The sequence below is a fragment of the Saliphagus sp. LR7 genome (genome assembly GCF_003344565.1).
Lineage (GTDB): Archaea > Halobacteriota > Halobacteria > Halobacteriales > Natrialbaceae > Saliphagus > Saliphagus infecundisoli.
Genome location: NZ_QPND01000017.1, coordinates 1 through 23,523, shown reverse-complemented (window position 1 = coordinate 23,523; position 23,523 = coordinate 1). Strand labels below are relative to the sequence as shown.

Sequence of the window (23,523 nt, the reverse complement as noted above, 5' to 3'; positions counted from 1 at the left end):
TATCGACTAGCTGGGTATAGGTCATGGTTGGAACGGATAGGTTCCGGGCCGACACTGCGCGGCCACCCGGATCGATCCTGTCCATCGATACATCTCCTTACCCGTTGGTTTGTTGCCCTGACTATTCCAACGGTTTATACCGGGAGAGATAACTCGAGACAAAGCTGCACTCACTCTAAGTCAGGAACCATCCACCCGTCTCTCTGTCAACGGCACGCGCCACAGTATAGTAGGTGGATCGTATAGTCCGGAGTGATGACGTACGAAAATCTCGATGCAGAACTCATGAACGCATTAATGGACGACGGGCGAGCGAGTCTCCGGAGTCTCGCTGAGGATCTCGATGTCTCGGTGACGACCGTCTCAAATCACCTTTCGGATCTCGAGGAGGTGGGTGTCATCGAGGGGTTCACTCCGCAACTCAATTACGACGCGCTTGGCTTCGACGTCACGGCAGTCATCCAGCTCAAAGTCGAAGGAGGCTCCCTCCCCGATATTACTGACCGACTGCGTGAGTTCGAGCAGATGACGAACGTCTACGAGGTCACGGGCGACTACGACGTGATCGCCATCGGGAAGTTCACCGACACGGACGAGATGAACGAGCAGATCAAGGCCTTGCTGACCGATCCCGATATCAACGAATCCAATACGAGCGTCGTTCTTAACGCGGTCACCGAAAACGAGCAGTTCGAGCTGACTGTTGAAGACGACTAAGCTACCGGCTTCTCACGGATGCGAGCGGCCCAAGGGACACGGTTCGTTGGATTCGCGAGTCGTCATCGTCGGTATCACTCTCGGTGGTCGAGACGCTGAACACGTAATCGGATGTGACGCCAGTGAGTTGAGTGTCGTCAGTTTCGACGAAGAGCACGGTCTTCCCGTTCGCTTCTGGGGCTTGGACAACCGTTCCTGTTCGTGAGACCGTGTTCCCTGACCGCGTTGATTCGTATGCGACCTCGATCTCATCACCGAGTTCAATTTCCGTGTTCATACCCAGATTTCGAACACGGGGGGTTTATCGATTTTTCGCTCATCCCGACACATCGTAACATAGCAGTTTCTCGAATCAATCGTCCGGTGAATTGAGCTTCAGAGCCTGTCCAAAAAATGTTTATATTGCCGGTGAATCGGGATAATAAACGCTATAATCGGTTCTAAGGTCCTGAAACTCGACTCAAAATTGTTTTTTGGACAGGCTCTTCAGTGCGAGAAAACGGAGGTATTTTCTGGAGATGGGCTTCGAGCATTAGTCACCCCCACCCCGAACAGTGGAGTCACGATGAGTCGATGAATCCGTCGCTCTAAAACTAGCAATCGCTTGCCGCATTGTAGCCCGACTGACGAGTGAAAATCCTGTTGCGATTACGAAAAACCCGATAACTGTCGTTGTACTAATTGTTTGATTGAGAAAGAGAACAGACACAAGCGTCGCTGCCACAGGTTCCACGTACGCAACAAGTGTTGTTTCCGTCGCCCCAACCTGTCGAACGAGACGAAAGTACAACAGGTATCCTCCGGCCCCAGCAATGAGGGTAATATACAGTAACGAGGCGAGTGCTACCGGCGAGAGCGACTGTACATCTGGAATCGGTTCACCTCGAAGGAAGCCGCCACAGAATAGAAGCGTTGCTCCGACCACCATCGCCCACCCTTGGAGTGCTTCCATTGGGAGCCCTTCGTCAAATAGCTGTATTGTGACCGATCCAACTGCAAACAGTACCGTTCCTAGGAAAACCAATCCAACACCAAGTGCTGTTGAGGACAGCGATGCTGCGCCGACTGATGGTTGTGAAAGAACTAAGACGCCACTGATACCGAGGCAGAACCCGATCACATCGGGGATGCCACGGGATTCCCCCAGGATGGGAACCGCAACGAGGGCTGCAATAACAGGGGACATAGTGGCGACAACTGACGCAGCTGCCCCCGTGATGTGCTGCGTTCCCATGTAGAGGCCCGCTTGGTACCCACCAAACATGAACCCGCCAACGATCAAGATTCCCAGGAATTCTCGTAGGGTTTGTGGCCATAGCCGATCCGTGGTCGCTCGTGCATAGCCAAGGACGATACAACCAGAGACTGTATATCGAATCCCGGCGGCACCCAGTGGAGGAAGCTCTGAAACGACCACATCAATAGCTGGGAACCCTGCTCCCCAGAGAAGTCCTAATCCAATGATAGTGATTCCGGCTGGAACGTGAAATCGAGGCGCGCTTTGTGCTCCCATTTTCCGTTGAGCCGTGGTACACACTGGATTGATAATAAGAGAACGAATACGGCATAACCTCGTTCCAATTGTAAGTATTCTGTTTTCACTTCGAGGAGCCATCCAGATATGGCGCTTAGATTGAAGTAGCTTCGAATGGTAGCTGCACGTCGAACATATGGATGAGAAGGATATACAAATATTAAAATCACTAGAGGAACTCGAAACGACGAGCACCGAAGCGGTAAGCGAAGCAACTGGGATTCCCCTGTCGACGATTCACTACCGACTCAATAATCTCCGTGATGAGGGCATCATTACAAATGAGCGTCTTGATCTCGACTTGAAGGAATTCGGATTAGGAGTGACAATTCTCATTGAAGTATTCACGAAAGATGACCAATCCCATACAGAGAGTGGGAAAGTCATTTCAGATATTGAAGGGGTAACAAAGGTCTTCTTTACCATGGGGAGTACCGATTTTATCGCATTAGCACGGCTACCGGATAGTGACAGCGTGGAGCGATTGATTTCTGATTTTGAAGCTCTTGATGAGGTGGCTCGTACCGATTCAACGTTTGTTATCGAAAGAGAACTTGACAGTCACTACTCTCTTCAAGAATACGATACAGACACCCTTATTAATGAATTTGTGGACTAACCCTCTCAGGATCCGTCTCCTAAAGACCTCAACTTTGCACGGTAGATGACCTACAGTTCAAGTCATCAAACCAGAAGTAGACTCGCTGTTGAACAGGTATCTCGAGGTTACGTGAGCACGCTCTTCCGCAATCTGGCGAACAGGACGTATAACCGGGGGATGCGATCAGTCTTCCTCAGCTAAAACGGCGTCTCAAGCCGTAATACGGAAGGTATTGTTGTGTGTTAGCACATTATTTCGCTACGTTGAGCAAGAGCGACTGAGAAACCTCGTCAAGACGTGCTCTTGGAGATTTTCAGACGGTTGTCGTCTGATCAATGTGCAAAGCTGAGTTTCCGATAGAGGTGGCTTCGGCTCCCCCGAGGAAGTCAACGCCCACGACTGAGGCGATTATCTCGGTCGTGATATACAGCGGGGCCGAACCCGGAACCCGGAACTCGGATCCCGGATCACTCACGTCTCGTCGGTCGCTGCGTCTTCGTCGTCGCTGCCGGTTGTCTGTTCTCGCCCGATGCCGGACTGGAACTGTGCGGACTCCGGATTCGAGAAGGTGAGCCAGTCGTCGCGCTGGAACTCGGTGGGGTGGTTCTGGTTGATGTGGGCGGTGATCTCCGGAACGTCGCGGGTCGTCCAGGTGCACCCGGCCGACGGACACTCGAGGAGCTTGTCGGGCATTGTCCTGTCGCGTCTTTCGGCGCTGGCACCACGAACGTTCGGGTTCGGGTGGGTGATCGCTGGAACTCAGAGATCGACGTACTGGTTTTCCCACTCGCGGCGCTCTTGGATTGCGTCGCTCCCGGCGTCGGTGAGTGCATAGTAGTTCGTCCGGCGATCGAGCTCGCCTTTCTCGACGAGTCCGTGATCAACGAGTTCGTCAAGGTTCGGGTAGAGCCGGCCGTAATTAATCTCTGATGCGTAGTACTCCCCGACCTCGTCACTGACCGTTTGGCCCGAGGGCTGGTCGAAGCTGGCGATTACGTACAACAGGTCGCGCTGGAATCCAGTGAGACCATCCATATTGGATGTTAGAATTCAACACACACAAACCTTACTGATTATCATAATAACGTGCTGTCTGATGAAATTGACTTCCAGACGCCGGTGGCGTTGATCGACCCCGAGAAGGGTGGAGGGTTTCACAGATGGCAGATCGACCAGCAACGACAGCACAGACCACGAGCGGAGGCGACCACTGATGTTCGACGATCTCCCACCGGGCGTCCGGCCCGAGGACTGCGAACCTGACGAGTCCGATCTCCCGGCTGATCCAGACCGCTACTACGAGGCCCGAATCGAACGCGAACTCGAACAGGAACTGGAGGCCCGCTGATGGGCGCTGTCACCTTTGAAACACTCGCGTTCGGTACAACTGCCGACGAGGCGTTCACCAGTGCCGTCGAGGACGCCAAACACATGCACGGCCACAACAGCTACACGGGAACGATCGCCGAGAAAACGTCGTTCACCGTTATCCCCGAACACGAGCACAAAGGCCGCCAGAAACGGACGGTCGCTCGCGAACTGATCGACCAAGACGACCAGCGAATTCAGCGCAAGCGCGGTCCCGCTGGGGCGATCAACTGTTCGAAAACGAAAGCCGCCACACGGTATCGCGAACAACACGGCCTCGAGGGCACACACGGCGACGTCTGGCTCTTCTTCGGCTGGGCCGCCCACTAATCGACGGCCACGGCCGGTGTGTTGGTCGCTCTCCTGAGTGCTGAGAGAGGCGAACCGGGTCCCGTAGAGTTCCCCACACGCGCCGGTGATGATTCCACTCGTGGGGGAACTGAGCGGCACCTCACGGTCCTCTCCGCGAACTAACCGATGTCACGATCAGTATACCCCACGACGAGTAGTGGCGACACCGCTCTAGAGGTCGAACGCGCTCGACAGGCGGAGTACGTCGCCTTCCTCCACCGTGCACCGTTTGTCGTCGACGCTGCGAACATGGGGTTTCTCACGGGCTATCGCGAGGACTGTTCCTACCAACAAGGCCAGTACCTCGATCTCGAGGTGGGGGTGGGGATGCTCGATAACGACTTTCGCAATCCCGACCTCGATCGGTACATCGAGCGCTTTCGCGAGTGTGAACCCACCGTCGGAGTGATCGGTGATGCGTATTCTCCAGAAGAGGCCAACGAATACGTCCAGGCAGTCCGCACACTCCAAGAGGAGTATCCCGACACGGAGATCATCATCGCCCCCAAGTGTCGAGAGGCACTCGACGTCATTCCCGACGATATCACGCTGGGATATTCCTGTGGGGCCGCAGACCTCCTTGCTCACGAGTTCTCCGATCCCGCTGACTGGCGCGGGCGGCGCGTCCACCTTCTCGGCGGCAGTCCATACAAGCAACTCGACGTGATCGAGCAGCTCACCCGGCCAACGCTTACCGAGGATCCACCTGCACAGATCGTCGGCGTCGATTGGAACGGCCTACATCGCGGGGCACAGTTCGGCGAGTTCTGGACCGCTGACGGCTGGGACGATAGCGGTCGTGACGCCGATCACGTCACCGTCCGAAAGCTCGTGCGCCACAGCCTTGGCCGGATCAAAGCCTTCTGGCAAGCACAGGACGTCTGGCCTGAATCGGGACCCCACGACGAAAACCCACCTCTTGAGTACGAGGGACCGACGCCGAGCGACCTCGAGATCGTAGCCTGTACGGCTTGTGAGGCGAACGTTTGGACGACCGATCGTGGTCCGTTCGTTGCCGAGTACGATACGGGTGAGGTTTGCGGCTACTGTTCGTACGAGTGCTACTTCAGCCATCGGACGCGGAACCGCCTCGAAGAGGTCCACGACGAACGCAGCGTCTTCATCCCGCCGTGAGGGGGGTTTTCACTTGAAATACGGTGTGTTCCGCCCGGTAGTGTTGTTGGCCCCCTGGGAGGGGTGGAGGGTTTTCAGAAATGATCGAGAGCACTGAGTCACCAGTCTCGTTTGGTGAGACGGAGACGCGAAGCGACGAGATGAACAGCACGATCGAAGAATGGGTTGACGACCTTGTTACCGATGTCGATGAGGCGGCGGCCAGCGCGGAGTTCCAAGAGTGGCTCGACATCCAGAGTCGATTCCACGACTACTCCCACCGCAATACCCTTCTCATCAAGCTCCAGTGTCCCGAAGCGAGTCGGGTTGCTGGGTACAACACGTGGCGCAACGAGTTCGATCGCCACGTCCAAGAAGGAGAGAGCGCAATCTGGATCTGGGCTCCGATCATCACGAAGCAGTGTCCCGAGTGCGAAAACTCGCCCAGTTACCACGACAACAGCGATTGTGAGTACGATGAGACACCACCCGAGGAGTGGTCGAAAGGCCTGGTCGGGTTCAAACCCGCTTCTGTCTTCGATATCTCCCAAACGGAGGGCGAGCCGCTACCCGACCTCGAAACCGAGGCAACTGGTGATCCCGGTGAGCTAGTGCCGGCTCTCCTCGAGAGTGCAGATTCGCTGGGGGTCGAGACTCGGATTGTCCCTCCAGACGAGTGGCGCTACGGGGAAGCAAAGGGCGTCTGCAAACGTCGGAGCATGATGACGATGCATCCGCAAGTCGAGGTCAAAGATCGAGAGAATCAGGCCGACCTCGCAAGTACGCTCATCCACGAGTACGCCCATGCAATTCTCCACTTCGAGGTCGAGGAAGAAATGGAGCGGTCGAAACGCGAACTTGAAGCGGAAGCCGTCGCCTACGTCGTCGGGCGGTACTTCGGGGTAGACACGAGCGGATCAGCGTTCTACCTTGCTGCTTGGAGCGGTGACGATGCAGAGGCAATCACGGGTCGACTTGGACGGATCAGCCACACGGCACAAGAGCTGATCGACACGCTCGAGGAGCAGTACTGAACGCAATACCATCTTCGTGGGGTTGGTCGATTCGCCATTTGAGTCGGTTTCGTTTCATACCCATTATAGAAGGTCGTCAATTCCCGCCTATGCAGAGATATAAGCCGTTTTGCTCCGAAATTTCGGTATGAAACCCGTCGACTCGGAGTACCGCTACCTCGAGGATGGGACACACTTCCTTCGCATCGTCGATCCGTACTCAGACGGATGGTTGGAGTACCGGACCCCTGTTTCTATCAATACAACCGACTGGCGATAGGTAGGTGGTGTTCTAACGAGTCTAATCTCTAGGGTTCCACGCTCGTCTGCACCCCCACCCATCGGGAATGAAACTCATTGCTGACGTGCCCTCGATGCAAAAACATCTCTCGGTTATAGGAGAAGTGCATGCAGCGGGAGTACCGCCGACTGGAAGCAACTCTTGGCGCTCCACCGTGTGTTCACAAGCATGACCGAGTTGGAGATCCACGAATACCGCGATTACGACCAGTTCGCTGAGGACTGGAAGGATGACGACGTCGCGACACAGCAGGTTTGGCAGCTCTTGGGCCAACTTGACGATGACGAACTCGTGGTGCAACTCCCTAATACTACTTCGGCGGTTGGATCGGCACCGCAATCTTCGCTGGAGACCCTTGAGGTCATATGGCCCAAATCAACTGCCGGATACGGAATCCAAAGTTGGCAATTCGACGATTTCTCGATCCAGTTCGGGCCGCGTTCACGACGCGGCCCGACGGCTCGTCGTGGGCGCGTGCCGCCAATACGTGGCGGATGGCACTCGCCTACGTAGAGGGGTTAGTGCGCCCCGGTAGCCACAAAACCTTGCGTGGCATTGGGAAACGAATGGATGTTCATGAAGACCGCATCCGGCGATTTATCACCCAAAGTCCTTGGAACCATGATGCTCTCCAGGCTCATCTCAATGACACTATTCCAGATCGCATCGCCTCGGAGGAGGCGATGCTGATCTTCGATGATGTCGATTTCCGCAAGAAAGGCAATCATAGCGTCGGTGTTACACGCCAGTACGCTGGATCCATCGGGAAAGTCGACAACTGTCAAGTCGCGGTTGATCTGGTGTCGGCTGTTCCGGGCGCCGCCCGGAACGCCGACCAACTCACATGGCCGCTGGGCATGGACCTGTATCTCCCGCGTCCATGGGTCGAAGAGGACCGCTACGCGGAGCTTCGGGATGAAGTTGGACTCCCGGAAGATATCGAGTTCCGAACAAAGCCCGATATCGCACTGGAGCTGATCGAGCGCGCTCGATCAGCGAACGTTCCTCACGCGTGCGTGGGAGCAGACGCCGGGTACGGAGATGACCGTGAGCTGCGTTCTCAGCTACGTGCATGGGACGAACCGTACGTTCTCGGTGTAACTCCATCGGAGCTCCGAGTCATTCCAGCAGAGACACCGATACGGCCGCCGGGTCCGACTGACGGACCCGGCCGGCCGAGGACTCACCCGACCTATTCCGAGGATGTCGAGGCTGTCTCACCGCGTGAGATAGCCGACGAGATCGAGGTCTGGAAAGAGGTAACATGGGCGGAAGGAACGAAGGGGCCGCTGTCAGGACGGTTCCACAGACAGCGAGTGCGGGTGGTGTCGAACACCCAGCGGCGCTGGGTGTCCGACGAAGAGGCGTGGCTGGTGATTGAGGACCGAGACGGTGAGACGAAGGCGTGGCTGTGCTGGGGCCTCGATGAGTGGAGTCTGGCCGAGTTAGTCGGGTATGCGCACGTACGTTGGCCGGTTGAGCAATTTCACAAGGATGCAAAGCAGGTGCTGGGGATGAATCAGTTCGAGGGACGAACGTGGACAGGCTGGAACCATCACGTGTCGGTGGTATTGATGACGTACTCGTTTCTGATGACCGAGCGGGCCGCGCAGGGCGCGGCCGCTCGGTTGCCCCCGTTTTCACAGGTCGCTCGGATCGCAATTCACGAGATGGCGGTGCGAACAGTCGAAGACCAAGGAGTCGATCGACAGACTGCTGAACGAGTCGCAGAGGCAATGCTCAGGGGGTTTACTGACTGGTGATCAACCGCCGAAGTAGTAATATTGAGCCGGAACCTGATGCTATCGAAGTTGTATGAAGAACCTGGAGGACCCACGAACGTTCGATCATGATGGGTTCTTCGAGGGTCTGACCGATTGGAACCAGGACCGGTTCGAGGAGGAGTTTGAGGAGAACCTGGATGGGTTCGATGCCGAGGACCTGGATCGGAAACTGTCCGTCCGGTTCGACGAACGGGAGGAACATCTGAAACTGCTGCAGGCCGTGACGGCCGGGTTCCATCCGCGAGGCGGTTCAGGGTGCGAGCAAAGCGGGTTCAAATATCTCGGCGTCAACCCGCTGTGCTCGGTGAAGAAGACGCCAGCGGACGCCATCCTGGTCAAGAACGAATACAACGGCACGTACATCTGCGTCATCTGCTGCGAGATCGGCGGGGAAGACCAGGCCGTCTGGGTGAGAAACGTGAATGAGGCTCGGGAGGTGCTGGACTCGCCGATGAACCGGGACCTGCTGAAGTCGCAGCTGGGCGTGGAAGGCACCGATATATCGTTCCAGTACGTAACATTGACCCGTTCGGACGACGCGGTGTCGATGGATTACTCGGTTCTGAACAGGAACTGTGCAGCGGATTCGTACACAGTCTGGGTGGCGGATGTTGAGGAGAAATGGATGGCGCACGAGGCCGGGCCGTTCCTCCACACGAACCTTGAGAATCTGTTCGAGGAACAGCTGGACTACATGCGGCGGGAGGACCCGCTGAAGTATGCGGTCGGTACGCACCCGGTGTTCCCACTGGAAGATCTCGTGTACCAGATCGTAAAGGAGAAGTTCGATTTCGGCCGCGAGTACAAGTCAGAGTTTACCCGGGAGGCGTTCATCGACATACTCGACGAGAATCTGCAGATCCGATGTAGCGGCGATCGACGTGAGCGGATTGTTACATCTGAAGCGGAGCGGTTGACCGACAAGGCGTTGAAGACCGGTGTGTTCTCGGAGAGCGAGGATGACCTGAAATCGGACGACCACGATCTTCGCGTGATGTATTCAGGGACACGCGGTCCGGGACATGCGGAGCGGGCTGTGCGGCCGAAGTATCTGGAGAACATCGCAGATGTCGAGGTCGGTCGGAAGGCGTATGAGAAGACGCGTCGGGAGTTTGATCGGGACTCCAATCTGAATGATTGGAGTGGTTAAAAAGACATACCCCAGGGCGCACTGGCTAACTGTGACAACCCAGCGGGACGGGGATGACAACTGGATAACCACGGCAAAACAGAAAGCCACAGAAAGGGGCGTCAGCAATAGTTTTGTTCGGTGAATGATAGAGGAGTAGATATGGAGGGCCCAGATCCTCGGGATGAGTCGTATATTGATATGCATGACGCACACCCGAGTGAAGTCCATGACCCACACCTTAGTGGAGTTAGGGACAACATCCATGATTACCGAGATCGCCCCAGACAATGGTATCCAAACAAAGCTGACTCCGCTACCAAAATCTGGCGATATATGGACCTAGGACAATTCATTTCTCTAATTCAGACTAACCAATTGTGGTTTTCGCACCGATCTAATTTTGAAGATCCGTATGAAGGAAGGTATTCTAAATCGGCAGCAAAGAAAATACTGAAAAGAAGATATATTGAAAAAGAGATGCTAGATGAAGAGATGACAGAATATATTATGGATGATGATTCAGACGATTATGTGAGTTGTTGGAATATGAAGGAAAGTCAGTCAGCAGCTCTCTGGCAGATATACGTTGAAGGTGATAATGGGATCGCTATTAAATCAACAGTAGGAGCGCTAAAAGAATCACTAAACTTTCCTTCTGCATTGGAATTTAACTATGAACGGATATCCGGTAAGGTGCAATATCATACTACTGGTGACGAGCCAACAGGAGGCTATGCTCCCATATTCACAAAAAGAGATATATATGAACATGAAAGAGAATACCGGACCGTATTAACGAGTTATGAACCTCTTGATGATATCGATGTAGATGGAATGAAAATCAAGCCCAAGATTGGAATGGGTATAGAATTAGACCCCAGTATTCTTATTGATGAGGTCTATATTTCACCTTCGGCAAGTAGCTATTTGGGAGATGTAGTCGAAACCCTCCAAAGCGACTATGGACCAGATTATCCAATAAAAAAATCGACTGTGTACGACGACCCATTGCCAATATCGTAGTATAGTCTTCAAGGTATCAAGCTGAAGCGAGGAGCAATTTCGGCTCCTAGCGCCACCGATTGTCGACTTTCGTCCGGTACCGGATTGACAGTACCCTTGTGTTCGCGATTGACTGAATGACGTGATGGCGAAAGTCAACTGTGATAAATGGATCCTCTGTATGCAACGCGGGAATCTGCTGGCTCCCTCGTGAAAAATAGGTCCGTGAGGTAGGGGTAGCGAGACTGAACTCAAACCCACTGTGTATTTCCGAAGTTGACACAATAGAATTGGACCCCAGTCTGAATAAGCTCAACCCACCGGAGCCATTTTTTCAGGGGTGAGAAGCTGATTCTCACGTTACATACAGATCAAGTAGCTAACGAGCGAGTGAAATTAGTATCAGGGCAATTCCGAGCGGGAGATACACCGGCCCCATACCAGCGGTACATGAATTGACTCCGCCATCAGGTGTATAGGACACTGTAACGCCAGTAAACCCTTCGAGTTCGTAGCCGCCCGGTGGTCCGTCAGGTCCGTATCCTACATCACTACACGTCGTCCAAAAGAACGGTGGACTGATGATGACAAGAAAGACCCCGAGAAAAAGCAGTCTCCGCCTTGTCTTCGGCTTCATACTACAGCTTTCAATTCGAGAGTAAGAGAATCTTCTGCTGCTTGTTACGTTCGCACCTCGATGAAACGCGAGGATCAGACAGACTACGACTGAAATTATCTCGTGTGGAGTGACCAAGGACGGCCTGGAGAGGGGTCTTCACGCGTAGAGACCCGGGGTCAGACCTCGATGTATGCAGTCGACCAAATATATGCACACTCGACGTCGTCGACGGCCCCCAAGTGTACATAGATCGGCGCCAATCGCGACCGCTTTCGGCCCAGTCACTGCGCCGACCTGGCCCCCCTTTATGCCGCACACCCATTTCAGGTAGTTGAGATCGACGGGTTCGTACCCCCCGTATGCACATTCGTTTATATGCCGACGAAACGAACGACCCTCAGACTCAGCGACGAGCGACAGCAGCTCCTCGAGGAAGCGAGCGAGATCGTCGCCGCCGGCCCTGAGGACGACCCGCCGATGGCCGACGTAATCGATGCGGCGCTCACACACCTGGTCGAGAGTGAACAGAACATCCAGGAGGCCCGTGAGGAACACCCCCCTCATGTCATCCAGTCGATCGCGAACACGAGTGTTCTGGCCCTACGCTACCGGACCCGTGTAGAGAGTCGCTGGCGCTGAGAGATGAAAATTTTCAGCTTTCAGCCTACTGATTCTCGTGGTACATACAAGTGCCAACGGAACAAACTCTCCGTCGTCATCTATTCTGTGATACGGAGACCGAAACTGACTTGCAGTGATATGGGATAAGAGCACTATACTGAATCATATGCCGGAATTAACTCAGGAGTTAGCAGATCTACCTCCAAGTTCGAAACTCGTCTATAAGGTTCTCCAACACGAGCACGAATTGACTCAGAACGAATTGACTGACGAGACACGCCTTGCAAAACGCACGGTTCGAGATGCATTGCAGCGGCTCGAATCCAGGGGTTTGGTCGAGGAAGGCATCTATATTCGAGATGCACGACAGAGTCTCTATCGAATCCCGGAATCCGATCGCACCACATGCGAACCCGACCGGGTTGGGAGTAGTGGTACAACCCGATCGGAATCACACTAACAGATCGCACAACCTGGGGGAACATTCCGGAAGGGAAACCAGGTCGTGAAAGTAGGTCACACACATACAGAATCATAGGTTTGATGGTTCCTCTCTAACTTAAAGAGGGAATGTTCTTAGTTTGGTGATTGCGGACAATCCAGATTCCAGATTCAGGTGAGGGGCAGTACAACTTCCCTGTCTGGTTGGATGTCGCGTGACTGGCGGTACAGCATGACTGTCAAATAGTTTCCTGCGGACGGACCACTCTATTCAAACGGTGCTATGACTACAAAATGGAAACTGATTGAGGAGCCACTTCTCCTCGTATAGGGGCAACCGATAATTTTATCAGCATCTATAGTGGAGATTCTCATATGTCATCAATCGACCTCACATCGAGCCAGAAGAAGATTCTGCGCACGCTGACGAACCTTCATAGAGAATCCGAAGACACGATCAAAGGCGAGGAGATCGCCGAGGAGGTCAACCGAAACCCTGGCACGATCCGTAACCAGATGCAGAGTCTGAAAGCGCTCCAACTCGTCGAGGGCGTCCCCGGACCAAAGGGCGGCTACAAGCCGACGGCGACGGCCTACGAAGCCCTCGAGATCCAGCAGATGAACAACCCTGCGTCGGTCCCGCTTGAGCACGAAGGTGAAGATGTTGAGGGCGTTATTGTCGAGGAAATCGACCTCTCGAGCGTTCACCATCCAGATCTCTGCCGCGCAGAGGTGCACATTCAGGGCTCGATTACCGATTTTCACGAGGACGACAGCATTATCGTTGGTCCAACGCCGCTCTCGAAGCTCAAGATCGAGGGCCACGTTGATGGGATAGACGAGACGGACAGCATCCTCGTTCTCCAAATCGATGATATGGTTGCACCGGCTCAAAACTCAGACCAGTAACCGGCTTCAGCTCTTTAGCTTGATCACGGGGCTCGGTCGGAGAGGACAAATCGTGATATGATATTTATATTGACCAATATTTAATCCAAGGATTTCACAATAATGTGTATTATCTTCCATCCGAGGATATAAATACACACCTTGCTATCTCACCCACGGAAGTATGCTACCACTTCAGCAGGGGGTTTCCATCGATCCGCAACAGTACATCCCACCAGTTGTGAGTGCACTGACGACGGTCGCGTTGTTCATCGTCGCGTTTGCGCTCATTTACTGGATCGGGAAGTCGTTCATGTCCAGAACGGTTGAACGCGGGCTCGAACACCGTGGTTTCGACCGAACGCTCATTGATCTTGCCGTCAGCACGACTGTAGTGGTTGTCACTGTTGTGGCGGTGGCACTGGCTGCGACAGTCGCCGGATTCGGTGTCGTCTTGGGGGCGTTCGCAACGTTAGCGGCTGCCCTTTCCCTTGCCGTTGGCTTCGCCGCACAGGACCTCATCGAGAATTTCGTCGCTGGCGTGTTCATTATTCAGGATGAGCCGTTCACGACTGGTGATTGGATTGAGTGGGACGGGAATTCGGGTGTGGTGCGAGAGGTCCAGCTTCGGGTAACGAAACTCGATACGTTCGACAACCAGCTTGTCACGGTCCCCAACAGTGACCTTGCGGATGCAGCTCTGATCAACAACGAAGCAAACGACACACGCCGTATCTCGGTCGGATTTGGGATCGGCTATGACGACGATATCGAACAAGCCCGTCGGGCAATTATCGACGAGGGGAAGCTGACCGAGGGGGTGCTCGCCGATCCCGCCCCGACAGCTCCCGTGACCGAACTGGGTGACTCCGCAGTCGTACTCCAGGGCCGGGTCTGGATTGATACCAATCAGAGTAGTTATGGTGCCGTCCGCGCTCGCTTTGTCGAAGCAGTCAAACAACGCTTCGATACCGAAGGCCTCGACATGCCCTATCCCAACACCGAGCTCACCGGAGACATTACCGTCACAGACTCAAGCACGATTGAAACGTCTGCTGGCGACTGACGAAGCGATTTTCCGGTCAATAAGTTAGCTGTCGGTTATTTTCATATCTTTCGCTTGATTGACATTCATTCCCACGTCTCGGCTTGGCAAGATCGTTCAATCCATCCACTCCCGAGGTGGTCTAAACCGGGTTCGCTCTTCAGCTACCGGAGAAACGCTACTGAAAGAATAGCTTTCCAATAACCGCGTTCTTCTCCTAATAGACTAATTATATCGAGATACTGAATAAAAGAAATCGAAACAGACGACCACGAATGAGACCTGACGCATTCATGCATTCTCGCCCGTCGCTCCGCTCGCGAGAGCGACGGGTCGATCTCTTCGAAGATATCGAGCAATGTTTCGACGTGATATGCTTCCTGAGCATGATCGAGGCGGACTGAGCGTCCGCCTCGGTCGTCCCAGAACGCCACGTTTGCCCGCTCTGAGAGCGTTATCAGCGTCCATGCCAGAAACACGAGTTGGAGGTAACGCTCGATGGCTTGCTTGCGCTCGACTTGATACTGCTTGAATCCGAACTTCGCGTCCGATTCCTGGTGGAGTGTCTCGATATTCCAGCGATCCTCGACGAGTTCGAGGATCTCGGCCGCTGATGGGCCGAGATCCGTGCTCAAATAGTACCGAGGAGTGCCGTCAGCGGTCTTACTCGCCACGATCTTAACTGGGCCTACGCCCTCGATCTCCACGGTTTCACTAGCAACGTGGTAGGTCTTCGTCTCACCTCGAACCGTGATCGTGGTCTGTTCGTACTCCAGCGTCGACGCGAAGGCGTCGACGCGTTGGCTCCAGACCTCCTCGACCGGAGACACGTGGTTGCTCGATTTGTAGCGACAAACCACGTCGTGGCCCTGTTCTTGGATCGCTTCGACGCGTTCGCCGCCGTAGTACGCAGAATCGAAGACGACGGTGAGAGCCGCTCCAGCCGGGAGCTGGAGCGGCGTCACGATCTCTTCGACAGCGATCTCGGTCTTTTTCATGAACGGCTGGTCGAACTCGGGAGCGAGGTCTTCGGGAATGAACATGCGCGCGAAATAGGGAACGTAGACGTCACTGACCTGGATGCAGGAAGTGACGAACTTGTTACCTTGCTCGAGTTCACCTTCGGCTGGATTGTACAACTCGGCGACGCCATCGGTGGCGTCGCCGGTTTTCCCGACGAACGTATCGTCGATATGAAGGAGAACGTCGTCACCCGCACCGACGTCGAGTTGCTCGAAGATGTACGCAGTCTGGTGGTGAGCAAGATCGGTGGCTGACCAGTCGGCTCCACCGAGAAAGTAACGATAGGCACGGCCGGATTTCGCGTCCGCAGCGGGACGCGAAACCCCGCGAGCGAGTTCACTGACTGTCCACTGGCTGTGTGCCATGATCACCGCGCTCGCGAGCGCGGTGAACGACTCGAAGTTCCGGCTGTCCGAGAACACCGACTCGAAGGGCCCGAAGGCGCGTTCAAACCATGGCGGAAGGCGAGTGAACCCGAGCACGATGGGACGGTGTAACGAGTCCAGCGGGAACCGCTGATCGCTTCGCTCCGACTGCTCGCTGACCAGTCAGCGAGCGTAGAGAAAAGTTGCCAAGCCGAGGTCGTGGTTCGAACGGATAGCGGAACCGGATTTCGTCGATCACTCATCACAGACGCCTCGACACAGCCCGTTCAACCTCCGTTTTTGCCTGCCGGGCGATCGGACGAGGGTCATCTTGGTGGACGAAATCGAAGTTGGGAACGCCGATACAGGATGCTCCGATCTCGAGCGCTCGCCTCCGCAGAGACGGCCGTTCGACGAACGGTGATTCCTTACGAGCCACGCTGACCAGATGCTCGAGTTCGCCGTAGAGATAGTGGGTCCTGACGCTGGTGTCGTACTCGTTTTCGATTCGGCGTGCATTCCCGGTCGATACGAGCCAGTACCAGTAGGGAAAGTCGGCGCCGGCGCGTACCGAACAGGCTAGCGACTGCCACATCCGTGGGTTAATCTCGACAAGCGAGAACGCCCCCGTTTCCTCATCTTTGACGTACTCGATACAAGCGAGACCGTGCCACTCGAGTTCGTCAAGGATCGCCCGACCCGTGGCCTCGAGTTTGGGGTCGAAGACCGACTCTCGATATACGCCACCGCTACCGGTGTAGGAGTCTCCACGGATCTGTCGGTGCTGGAACGTTCCAAGTGGCTCTCCGTGTTCGTACAGCGCGCCGAAGAGGTACTCCGTTCCGGAAACGTACTCTTGGACGATGGGATCGTGGTGTAGTTCCTCGGTGAGCGTCTCAACTGGAGGCGTCTCGCCGGCCGGGACGTGTGTGATCGATTTCGCGATCCGTGACTCCCCCGCCTCGAACCCCTCGACGTACGTCCCCGTGAGGAGGTTGTACCGCGATTTCACGATACAGTCGTCACTCCAACTTTCTACCTCGCTCAGCAGTCGAGTCTCCGGAATGGGGACCCCAGCCGTCTTGGCGACCTCCGCGAGGCGTTTTCGGTCGTGGACCGCACGGAGAGTTGAAAGCGGCGGGACAACGAGGTCGATATGCTCGGTGAATTCGTCGCCATATCGAGAGAGCACGTAAGGGTCTTGGGGTCGGTGGGGCACGATCGTTCGGACCTCGGGCCGTGCAGCGAGGGTCACTAACGCGTCCTTATACGCCGGAAGATCCGTCGTAGGTGGGATCGACACCACCTTGTCGCAGTACCGCGAGGCCGTCACACCGAGGCCGGGGTCGTCGACAGCGGCGATCGTCCCCACTCCCCGCTTTCCAAGCGAGCGCACGGATGCGTAGCCGTGTGGATACCGCGAGGCGGTGATCACGGCCGTTTGGGACCGTTCAATCACTGCTGATCACCCCCCGGCGGGGAGGGTGAACCGTTAGGTCCTCCTCGATCGGCGTGTCCTCAGTCGACTCCTTCCCAACGAGCATCCGCTCGATCACCGGCATCGTGAGGGCAGTTAACAATCCATACAGCTCGCCGACGTGGTCTTCTCCTCGGCAGTGTCGAGCGTAGATCTCTCGAACATCGTCCATCGTCTGGCCGGGTAACGCCTCGACCAGCTCCCGTTCCTCCTTGATGGTCTCGATCGCGAACGGGTGTGCTCGGAGCAATTCCCCGTCGTCGAGCCACGGTCCCTCGGTAAGATACGGTTCCGGCAGGGACCGTCCCGGCCATCGATCGCGCCAGAACTCTCGGACGTGCGTCCCTGCGTACTTCAGGGCGAACGGCCGCGAGAGCGCGACGCCAGTACTCGAGTGGGCGATCCCTGCCAGCTCGGGGGCAAGGCGTTCGATCGCACGGTCGATGAGGTTTCGCCGGAGCCGGTAGCGAATCGGCATCGACAGCGAAAGATCGACGAGTCGATCGTCGAGAAACGGCGAACGATAGGGAAGGAGCCGACGAAGATCCGTGTGGAATCGCAGATCGTCATCGTTCGAAAGCGGATAACACCCGCCGTAGTAAACGAGCTCATCGATCGAGTCGTAGATGACGCCGTGGTGGACAATCTGATCTCCCTCTCGGTGAATGTTCGCCTCAAGGACCGCCCGGAGGTCTGTCGGGAGCGAGAACCCGTCATGGGCGCCCTCAAGGAGTAGGTCGATATATTCCTCGACGGAGTCAATTGGACGTTCGATCGGGAGTGTTATCGAGCCGAATGAACCGAGCGAAATCGTCGGCGAGGGGATAGAATACCCCCGAAAGAGGGAATCACCGTAGAGGCCCGAAAGCAAGCCATCGACGCGGTGCGTTATACGCTCTCGAAATCCGCTTGTGTATGACTGGGTGAACCAGCCGTTGAATGAGGCCGCACCACTGTTACGAGAGAGGGCGTCGATCCGATACTTCGCACCTCGGTCGAGGAACTCGAAGTCCGCGCCGACTTCGAGGGCGGCGCGCTCTGCGGTCCGTGCTTCGGTGTTCATCCAGTCGTTCATGTGGAAGGCCGTCGGCTCGTCGAGCCCTGCAAGCACGAGTCGAGAGTCACTTCCCCCTGAGAGTAACACGCCGTACTCCCGGTCATCTTGAAGCCACTCGTCGATGATCGTCCGAAATCGGTGACTGAACTCATCGACGAACCAATCGAACGAGACCTCTCGTGGGCGGTATCGGGGCCGCCAGTATTGGCGGGACGAGGCGTTCGACGTTCGGGTTGAGAACGTCGTAACTGTCCCCGGTTGGTGTTTTTCGACACCCTCGAAAGGCGTCTTCACCCCAAAGGTACGCCGAAACGCGAGGTACTCGTGGAGGTAGTCGGGATCAAACGCCGTCTCAACTGCCGGATGGGGGGGGAGCGTCTGGATGTTCGTCGAGAAAACAACCCCCTCATCGGCGACACACGTCCAGTACAGCGGAACTGTCCCTAACCGGTCGGTGCAGACGATGAATTCGCCAGTCTTCCGATCGTCGATGAGCACTAAGAAATTTCCGTTTAACTGCGTAAGCGCGTCGGTCCCATGCTGTGCATACAGCTCAAGGACGAACTGGGCGGAATTCGTCGTGTCCGGTCGGGGTTCGTACGCCTCTCCCATCATCGAGCCCCCGAATTGATGTCCGTAGAGATCGCCGACCACCCAGCAGTAAGTGTCGGTACTGGCCTCCGAAGCGAAAGATTCGCTCGCGTGAACGTCGAGAGAATCCGTAGCGACCGCGACGTGATCGGTCATGGCTTGAACCTCGGCGTCAGGAATCCACTCCGAGATCATCTTCGACGACAGAGCGGCATCAAATCTCACCGTCCCATGGACGTGGCTCATCGATCATACCCCCTACCCATCATTCCGAACCGCGCTTGAAGCACGGCTGTCGTTAAGGTGCTGTCCACCATATTCAGACGATAGCATGAATCCGTGATTACTATGTGATTTGTAATATCTGGCATAATCAAAATTAGCACTCATCATCAGTCCGTGAGCCTCCTGATCACTAGATCGTGATCAAGGCTCACTTACGCCAGTGGCCTTCACGCGCTCGAATGGATCAGAGTCGGTGAACCGTTCACGATTGTTCACTCGAAGAGGTCGAACGCGATTCCACAACGGACGAGGTCAGTCGTCACCGGTACCGGGTCCTGTTTTTCCATTGAGATATCGTCTTCCAGCCGGGCTGAGTTCGTACTTTCCACGATCGGGCCGATTTACGAACCCGTGATCAACGAGGGTCTTCAGCCGCCGGTTGACCGCTTCCCGGCTCCGGTCGATGTTGAAAGCGATGATCGCAGGCGTCAGCGTTATTTCAGCTGTCTGCAAGAGCAACAGGACCTGATCGTCCATTGGAGTCATCCACTCTGGCGACGAGCGAACCATGCTTGGGTCGCGAAGGAAGAACACCGACCACTCCGTTCGGCGGATCCGATTCTGTGTCGGGTCATAGAGCCCGTAGGCGATCAAGAGAGCGGCAACGCCGTGTGTGACGTGAATTGCCGGCGAGTAGAGGAGTTGGGCCAGCGGGTCACCAAGGATGAACAAAAACAATCCCGCGAACGAGAGTACTAGCGGCGGTTGGCAGACAAGAGGCGTCCGTCGGGAGTACAGAAGGTAGATCAGGCCAAGTCCCGACAGCATGCCGATCAGCAGGTCGTAGATGACGAGCGGAGGAACGTCTACCATTCGAGATCACCCAGCTCGTTACCATCCCATCTTCGAACGGCCACGACGAGGATGACGACGATCACGAAAAACCCAGTGTTGAGAACGCTCTTGAGCAGTCGAACGTAGATGACTTCACAGCTAAAGAGCAACACGAGTCCCTTCTGTACGGTAAACAGGGACATAACGAATAACAACCCGAAAACGAGCTTTCCGACGGGGGACCGTTTAAATACTGACCACGAGAGCAACGACAAAACGGTCGCGCTCGTCCCGGCAATGGCCGCGAAGAGGACCGTCACATCGTAGACGACACAGTCACTCATTGGTCTGCTCGTAGGGAAGACTCTCCACAAGACCGGCTTCTTGGCCGGGCTCCGATGATCCCTCCTGGTCCGTCCCACTGGCACACCACCTAGCCGTACCCACGATCGTGTCTACCGAGACGATGATTTGCATTGGGCCTATCGTTTTCGTTTTCACTTCGCCCGATTGGTTCGGCCACACCGAACGCAATTGATTCTATCTGCTGGATCGTTAAATGAACAGGTGAGGAACCGGGGGGAAAGCGAATGGGAATCAAGAATAAGACCATCTCCTTTCAGGCCATTGATAGGGTCGATTCCAAGTCATTGCACCGTTGATCGCAACACGGTGGCGCGATTGAACGGTAAACCGTTGTCACCGATCCTATGATTGGTAAACAACAGCTGAAGTAATATAACTATTTCATTATCCCCTATGTCAATTATATAAGTGATATACACTTATTAGATAATCAAGAATGGAGATTTAGAGTCATTTCATAGAGTATATCACATCTTTTTCATAATTGTGGATAGTTGTACCAATGAATGGTATTTAATGATGAGAAACCCACCAAATATCGCAATGAAACCAGTAGCTGTTGGAAGATCTACTAACCGACCGAAAATCACCCAGCTTAAGAGCGCCGCAGCAACAGGCTCGAAATATCCGATGAGATTAATTTCTGCCGGACCATGCTGATCTAGTAACTTGAAATAAAGGAGAAACGCCACTGCTCCAGAAATAAGACTAAGATGGATCAGTGAAAAAATTGCAGGTGGTGTCCATTGAATCGCTTCCAAATGTTCACCTGTGCCGGTCCCAACAACATGTAACAGTCCTGCACCCAAAAGCATCGCCCATCCTTGCATGCTCTGAACTGGCATCTTGGTTCGATAAGGACGAGTAAGAACAGAACCTAACGCAAAAGCCGATGCTGCAAGGAATACTAGGCCGCTCCCAAACATACTAGTTGTGATCATGAATATATCAGTTGGGCCAGATATTAAAGTCACACCAACGAATCCAAGGACCAATCCAACGATACGTATCGCAGTCAAGGACTCGTCCAATAGGAAGGTGGCGAACATCATGGTCAGAATGGGACCCAGACTGATGATAACCGCTGCCACAGTTCCAGAGATATACTGTTGGCCCATATACAAAAACGCGTGATGGCCTCCAATGATGAAGGCACCTGCGATCAGAATAACGAGCCAATCTTGATAGGAGCGAGGGCGCCAGTATTCGGTAGTCATTATAGCAAACACAAGGATCATAGCTCCAGCAACGTAGTATCGGAGTGCTGCGAATAGAATTGGTGGAAAGTAAGGGAGCCCTGCCTCAATTGCAACGAACGAACTTCCCCATAAGAGACCCAAGATGATAAAAGAAAGGATGGACCGAACCCAGTTCATAGAGACCCTCATCAAGATTTGCTTATCAATTTATTGGTTTGAACAGCGACTATATCTCAGCAATTGATGCCCCGTCAAGGATTTGAACCTCGGTCCTCGGCCTGAGATGCCGAGATGATTGGCCGAGCTACACCAACGGAGCATACTGACCTCGTTGCTGGAATCTGTTAAATCTATCCATCAACTCATATACTTTGATCAGATCGTTCAATAAGGCAGATGTGGGAATTAGCTATCCAATAGTACTTCTTGTAATCAGTAATATGACAACCCCTGCTATCAACACTAGTGTTAACCAAGTGAAGAAGATCATTGCGGCTTGTCGGCCTGTGAGCTGGTCACCACTAAGGATCTCGTCAAACGCCATGTTAAGGAGTACTCCTCAGATGAAGATAAACCGTTTGGTCGAAGTCCTTCTCTAACTCTATCACGATTTGTCTGACTTGATTTTTTGAAGATTCTCAAGGAGTTCACCAGTCGAACTCCCCTCGTCGAACGATATTTTGCCACGATATTCGTTGGGCTGTTCGTCCGAGTCAGACTCAATCTCCGAGATTAGTTGTTCGTGACGTTCATACTCACGTTGGTCATAGTCACCCATTCCCATGTGAATTCGAAACTTCGGGTGGCATCATAATCAAGGTATCGGTCACTCAAAGAAGGCGGTATAGGGTGATGAGAATTGGGCGTGACTCAATTCCTGTAGGTGCATCGCAACGACCTTGGGACCTATCGCAGTGGAGAGCAAGACTGACAACGGGGAAAGAGCTCTATTGGGTCCAAAGCGGCTTTTTCTCCCAATTTTGCCGAGTGTATCTTCGAAATTTGGTTGAGAACGACGAGCGGCCTGGAATAGGGTACATTGTTTTGAGATGCGACGATTCCATTCGTAATCTAGGTGTGCTCAATGAAGTCATCAAAGTGATTTCGTGTAGGATCGGCACGACTTATAGGTTGCAACCGCTAATACAGTAATATGACAGACCTCAACCCGATCGCGAAGCGAATACACCAAACCAGCCCTGATCCCGTTGAGCTCACACTCAACGACGGAACGACAGGCGTATTTCATATTTCCGGGGCCGAGTTCTTTCAGCAGGACTTTCAGGCGGAGGGTGTATGCGAGGGCGATAAGGCGAACTACCGATTCATCACGAGCTCGGATAACGAATCGGTTCTGGTCGGACGGAAGGACCTAGGTGAATCGGGGTGGACGATGATCGGGACGATAACTGGAGTCACCAGAAAGGGACCGTAACCTCCTGTTCACTATGAATTAGATTGTAAACCTGTTCACTACATATTGCTTTTTGCAGTATAGTACCGCTTCGTCGGTTGCTGATGAACGAGTAGCATGGCCTGAATCGAAGTCGTTGCAGTCTCTCGCTTTGGAAGAGAAATGGGTGCTACCCTCCGTGACGAGTAGGACGATGCCTCTCGAAACAGATGGCTTTGAAATCTCCGCAACTTCCTATTCGCTGAGTCTGCAACCGTACGGCAAGGCTCGTGAATGAGTCCGAAACGCCATCCACGCCCAACCGCTTAAGTCGTACGCTCATCTCGATACATCGTAACACAGTAATTTCTCAAACCAGTCATCCGGTGAGTTGAGTTTCAGTGCGAGGAAGCCGAGGTATTTCTGGAGGTGGTGCTTCGAGACGCCCCTGAACTTCGCCAGC

At 54.4% G+C, this 23,523-nt stretch carries 25 protein-coding genes, 1 tRNA gene and 1 pseudogene; 14 read left to right on the top strand and 13 right to left on the bottom strand.

Features of this window, described 5'->3' with window-relative positions; all coding sequences use genetic code 11:
* Positions 1 to 255: 255 nt before the first annotated feature.
* Positions 256 to 717, top strand: coding sequence for an HTH-type transcriptional regulator Lrp (gene lrp, locus DVH23_RS17930; protein ID WP_114578790.1), 462 nt, complete (start codon positions 256 to 258; stop codon positions 715 to 717).
* Position 718: 1 nt separating this feature from the next.
* Here lrp and DVH23_RS17925 read toward each other — a convergent pair whose 3' ends face one another.
* Both DVH23_RS17925 and DVH23_RS25295 read right to left on the bottom strand, forming a co-directional pair.
* On the bottom strand, positions 719 to 994 hold the full coding sequence (locus DVH23_RS17925) for a hypothetical protein (RefSeq protein WP_114578789.1): 276 nt from the start codon (positions 992 to 994) through the stop codon (positions 719 to 721).
* A gap of 255 nt (positions 995 to 1,249) precedes the next feature.
* The gene (locus DVH23_RS25295; protein ID WP_114578788.1) at positions 1,250 to 2,230 is read right to left on the bottom strand and encodes a DMT family transporter; all 981 of its coding nucleotides are present in this window, start codon (positions 2,228 to 2,230) and stop codon (positions 1,250 to 1,252) included.
* Between the two features lie 157 nt (positions 2,231 to 2,387).
* Between DVH23_RS25295 and DVH23_RS17915 the strand changes: the two genes are divergently transcribed.
* The gene (locus DVH23_RS17915; protein WP_114578787.1) at positions 2,388 to 2,870 is read left to right on the top strand and encodes an Lrp/AsnC family transcriptional regulator; all 483 of its coding nucleotides are present in this window, start codon (positions 2,388 to 2,390) and stop codon (positions 2,868 to 2,870) included.
* 453 nt (positions 2,871 to 3,323) lie between these two features.
* On the opposite strand, the gene DVH23_RS17910 is transcribed toward DVH23_RS17915, so the two are convergent.
* Together DVH23_RS17910 and DVH23_RS17905 are read right to left on the bottom strand one after the other, a co-directional pair.
* Positions 3,324 to 3,545 carry a hypothetical protein gene (locus tag DVH23_RS17910; RefSeq protein WP_114578786.1) on the bottom strand — a complete coding sequence of 74 codons (222 nt, stop codon included), beginning with the start codon at positions 3,543 to 3,545 and terminating at the stop codon, positions 3,324 to 3,326.
* Between the two features lie 66 nt (positions 3,546 to 3,611).
* Entirely contained in the window at positions 3,612 to 3,887 is a 276-nt protein-coding gene (locus tag DVH23_RS17905; RefSeq protein ID WP_114578785.1) for a PadR family transcriptional regulator, read from the bottom strand.
* Between the two features lie 178 nt (positions 3,888 to 4,065).
* Here DVH23_RS17905 and DVH23_RS25050 point away from each other — a divergent pair, with 178 nt between their 5' ends.
* The 11 genes from DVH23_RS25050 to DVH23_RS17860 all read left to right on the top strand — a co-directional run bounded on the left by DVH23_RS25050 (position 4,066) and on the right by DVH23_RS17860 (position 14,551).
* Positions 4,066 to 4,200: a hypothetical protein gene (locus DVH23_RS25050; RefSeq protein ID WP_255565272.1), complete on the top strand. Its 135-nt coding sequence runs from the start codon at positions 4,066 to 4,068 to the stop codon at positions 4,198 to 4,200.
* Positions 4,200 to 4,550 carry a hypothetical protein gene (locus DVH23_RS17900; protein ID WP_114578784.1) on the top strand — a complete coding sequence of 117 codons (351 nt, stop codon included), beginning with the start codon at positions 4,200 to 4,202 and terminating at the stop codon, positions 4,548 to 4,550. Before DVH23_RS25050 ends, DVH23_RS17900 begins: the two co-directional genes overlap by 1 nt.
* Positions 4,551 to 4,697: 147 nt before the next feature.
* Positions 4,698 to 5,705 (top strand): DUF6610 family protein, encoded by a 1,008-nt coding sequence (locus DVH23_RS17895; protein ID WP_114578783.1) that lies wholly within the window; start codon positions 4,698 to 4,700, stop codon positions 5,703 to 5,705.
* A gap of 80 nt (positions 5,706 to 5,785) precedes the next feature.
* Positions 5,786 to 6,718: an ImmA/IrrE family metallo-endopeptidase gene (locus tag DVH23_RS17890; RefSeq protein ID WP_114578782.1), complete on the top strand. Its 933-nt coding sequence runs from the start codon at positions 5,786 to 5,788 to the stop codon at positions 6,716 to 6,718.
* A gap of 774 nt (positions 6,719 to 7,492) precedes the next feature.
* The gene (locus DVH23_RS17885; RefSeq protein WP_198667987.1) at positions 7,493 to 8,761 is read left to right on the top strand and encodes an IS701 family transposase; all 1,269 of its coding nucleotides are present in this window, start codon (positions 7,493 to 7,495) and stop codon (positions 8,759 to 8,761) included.
* A 52-nt stretch (positions 8,762 to 8,813) separates the two neighbouring features.
* Positions 8,814 to 9,932, top strand: coding sequence for a hypothetical protein (locus DVH23_RS17880; RefSeq protein WP_114578780.1), 1,119 nt, complete (start codon positions 8,814 to 8,816; stop codon positions 9,930 to 9,932).
* Positions 9,933 to 10,073: 141 nt separating this feature from the next.
* A complete protein-coding gene (locus tag DVH23_RS23765) occupies positions 10,074 to 10,937 on the top strand; it encodes a hypothetical protein (RefSeq protein WP_157972479.1) in 864 nt (287 codons plus the stop codon).
* 973 nt (positions 10,938 to 11,910) lie between these two features.
* Positions 11,911 to 12,174, top strand: a complete 264-nt coding sequence (locus DVH23_RS17875) for a hypothetical protein (protein ID WP_114578779.1) — start codon at positions 11,911 to 11,913, stop codon at positions 12,172 to 12,174.
* A gap of 148 nt (positions 12,175 to 12,322) precedes the next feature.
* Positions 12,323 to 12,616 (top strand): helix-turn-helix domain-containing protein, encoded by a 294-nt coding sequence (locus DVH23_RS17870; RefSeq protein ID WP_114578778.1) that lies wholly within the window; start codon positions 12,323 to 12,325, stop codon positions 12,614 to 12,616.
* Positions 12,617 to 12,972: 356 nt separating this feature from the next.
* The gene (locus DVH23_RS17865; RefSeq protein WP_114578777.1) at positions 12,973 to 13,506 is read left to right on the top strand and encodes an Rrf2 family transcriptional regulator; all 534 of its coding nucleotides are present in this window, start codon (positions 12,973 to 12,975) and stop codon (positions 13,504 to 13,506) included.
* Between the two features lie 163 nt (positions 13,507 to 13,669).
* Positions 13,670 to 14,551: a mechanosensitive ion channel family protein gene (locus DVH23_RS17860; protein WP_114578776.1), complete on the top strand. Its 882-nt coding sequence runs from the start codon at positions 13,670 to 13,672 to the stop codon at positions 14,549 to 14,551.
* 143 nt (positions 14,552 to 14,694) lie between these two features.
* On the opposite strand, the gene DVH23_RS17855 is transcribed toward DVH23_RS17860, so the two are convergent.
* From DVH23_RS17855 to DVH23_RS24665, 8 genes are all read right to left on the bottom strand, one after another.
* Positions 14,695 to 15,975 carry a transposase gene (locus tag DVH23_RS17855; RefSeq protein ID WP_255565271.1) on the bottom strand — a complete coding sequence of 427 codons (1,281 nt, stop codon included), beginning with the start codon at positions 15,973 to 15,975 and terminating at the stop codon, positions 14,695 to 14,697.
* Between the two features lie 205 nt (positions 15,976 to 16,180).
* Positions 16,181 to 17,377, bottom strand: coding sequence for an ATP-grasp domain-containing protein (locus DVH23_RS17850; RefSeq protein ID WP_114578775.1), 1,197 nt, complete (start codon positions 17,375 to 17,377; stop codon positions 16,181 to 16,183).
* Positions 17,370 to 19,199: an asparagine synthase-related protein gene (locus tag DVH23_RS17845; RefSeq protein ID WP_232833815.1), complete on the bottom strand. Its 1,830-nt coding sequence runs from the start codon at positions 19,197 to 19,199 to the stop codon at positions 17,370 to 17,372. The genes DVH23_RS17850 and DVH23_RS17845 overlap by 8 nt, the downstream gene beginning before the upstream one ends.
* Positions 19,200 to 19,580: 381 nt before the next feature.
* Positions 19,581 to 20,141 carry an ArsR family transcriptional regulator gene (locus DVH23_RS24670; protein WP_232833814.1) on the bottom strand — a complete coding sequence of 187 codons (561 nt, stop codon included), beginning with the start codon at positions 20,139 to 20,141 and terminating at the stop codon, positions 19,581 to 19,583.
* Positions 20,135 to 20,446, bottom strand: coding sequence for a hypothetical protein (locus DVH23_RS17835; protein ID WP_114578773.1), 312 nt, complete (start codon positions 20,444 to 20,446; stop codon positions 20,135 to 20,137). Before DVH23_RS17835 ends, DVH23_RS24670 begins: the two co-directional genes overlap by 7 nt.
* 489 nt (positions 20,447 to 20,935) lie before the next feature.
* Positions 20,936 to 21,844 (bottom strand): DMT family transporter, encoded by a 909-nt coding sequence (locus DVH23_RS17830; RefSeq protein ID WP_114578838.1) that lies wholly within the window; start codon positions 21,842 to 21,844, stop codon positions 20,936 to 20,938.
* 67 nt (positions 21,845 to 21,911) lie between these two features.
* Positions 21,912 to 21,986, bottom strand: a tRNA-Glu gene (locus DVH23_RS17825).
* A gap of 285 nt (positions 21,987 to 22,271) precedes the next feature.
* Positions 22,272 to 22,445: a DUF5786 family protein gene (locus DVH23_RS24665; RefSeq protein WP_232833821.1), complete on the bottom strand. Its 174-nt coding sequence runs from the start codon at positions 22,443 to 22,445 to the stop codon at positions 22,272 to 22,274.
* Positions 22,446 to 22,820: 375 nt separating this feature from the next.
* On the opposite strand from DVH23_RS24665, the gene DVH23_RS17815 reads away from it, so the two are divergent.
* Positions 22,821 to 23,102, top strand: a complete 282-nt coding sequence (locus tag DVH23_RS17815; protein ID WP_114578771.1) for a transcriptional regulator — start codon at positions 22,821 to 22,823, stop codon at positions 23,100 to 23,102.
* Between the two features lie 297 nt (positions 23,103 to 23,399).
* Here the strand turns inward: DVH23_RS17815 and DVH23_RS17810 are convergent.
* Positions 23,400 to 23,523 (bottom strand): annotated as a pseudogene (locus DVH23_RS17810) (IS1595 family transposase); the annotation flags it as partial.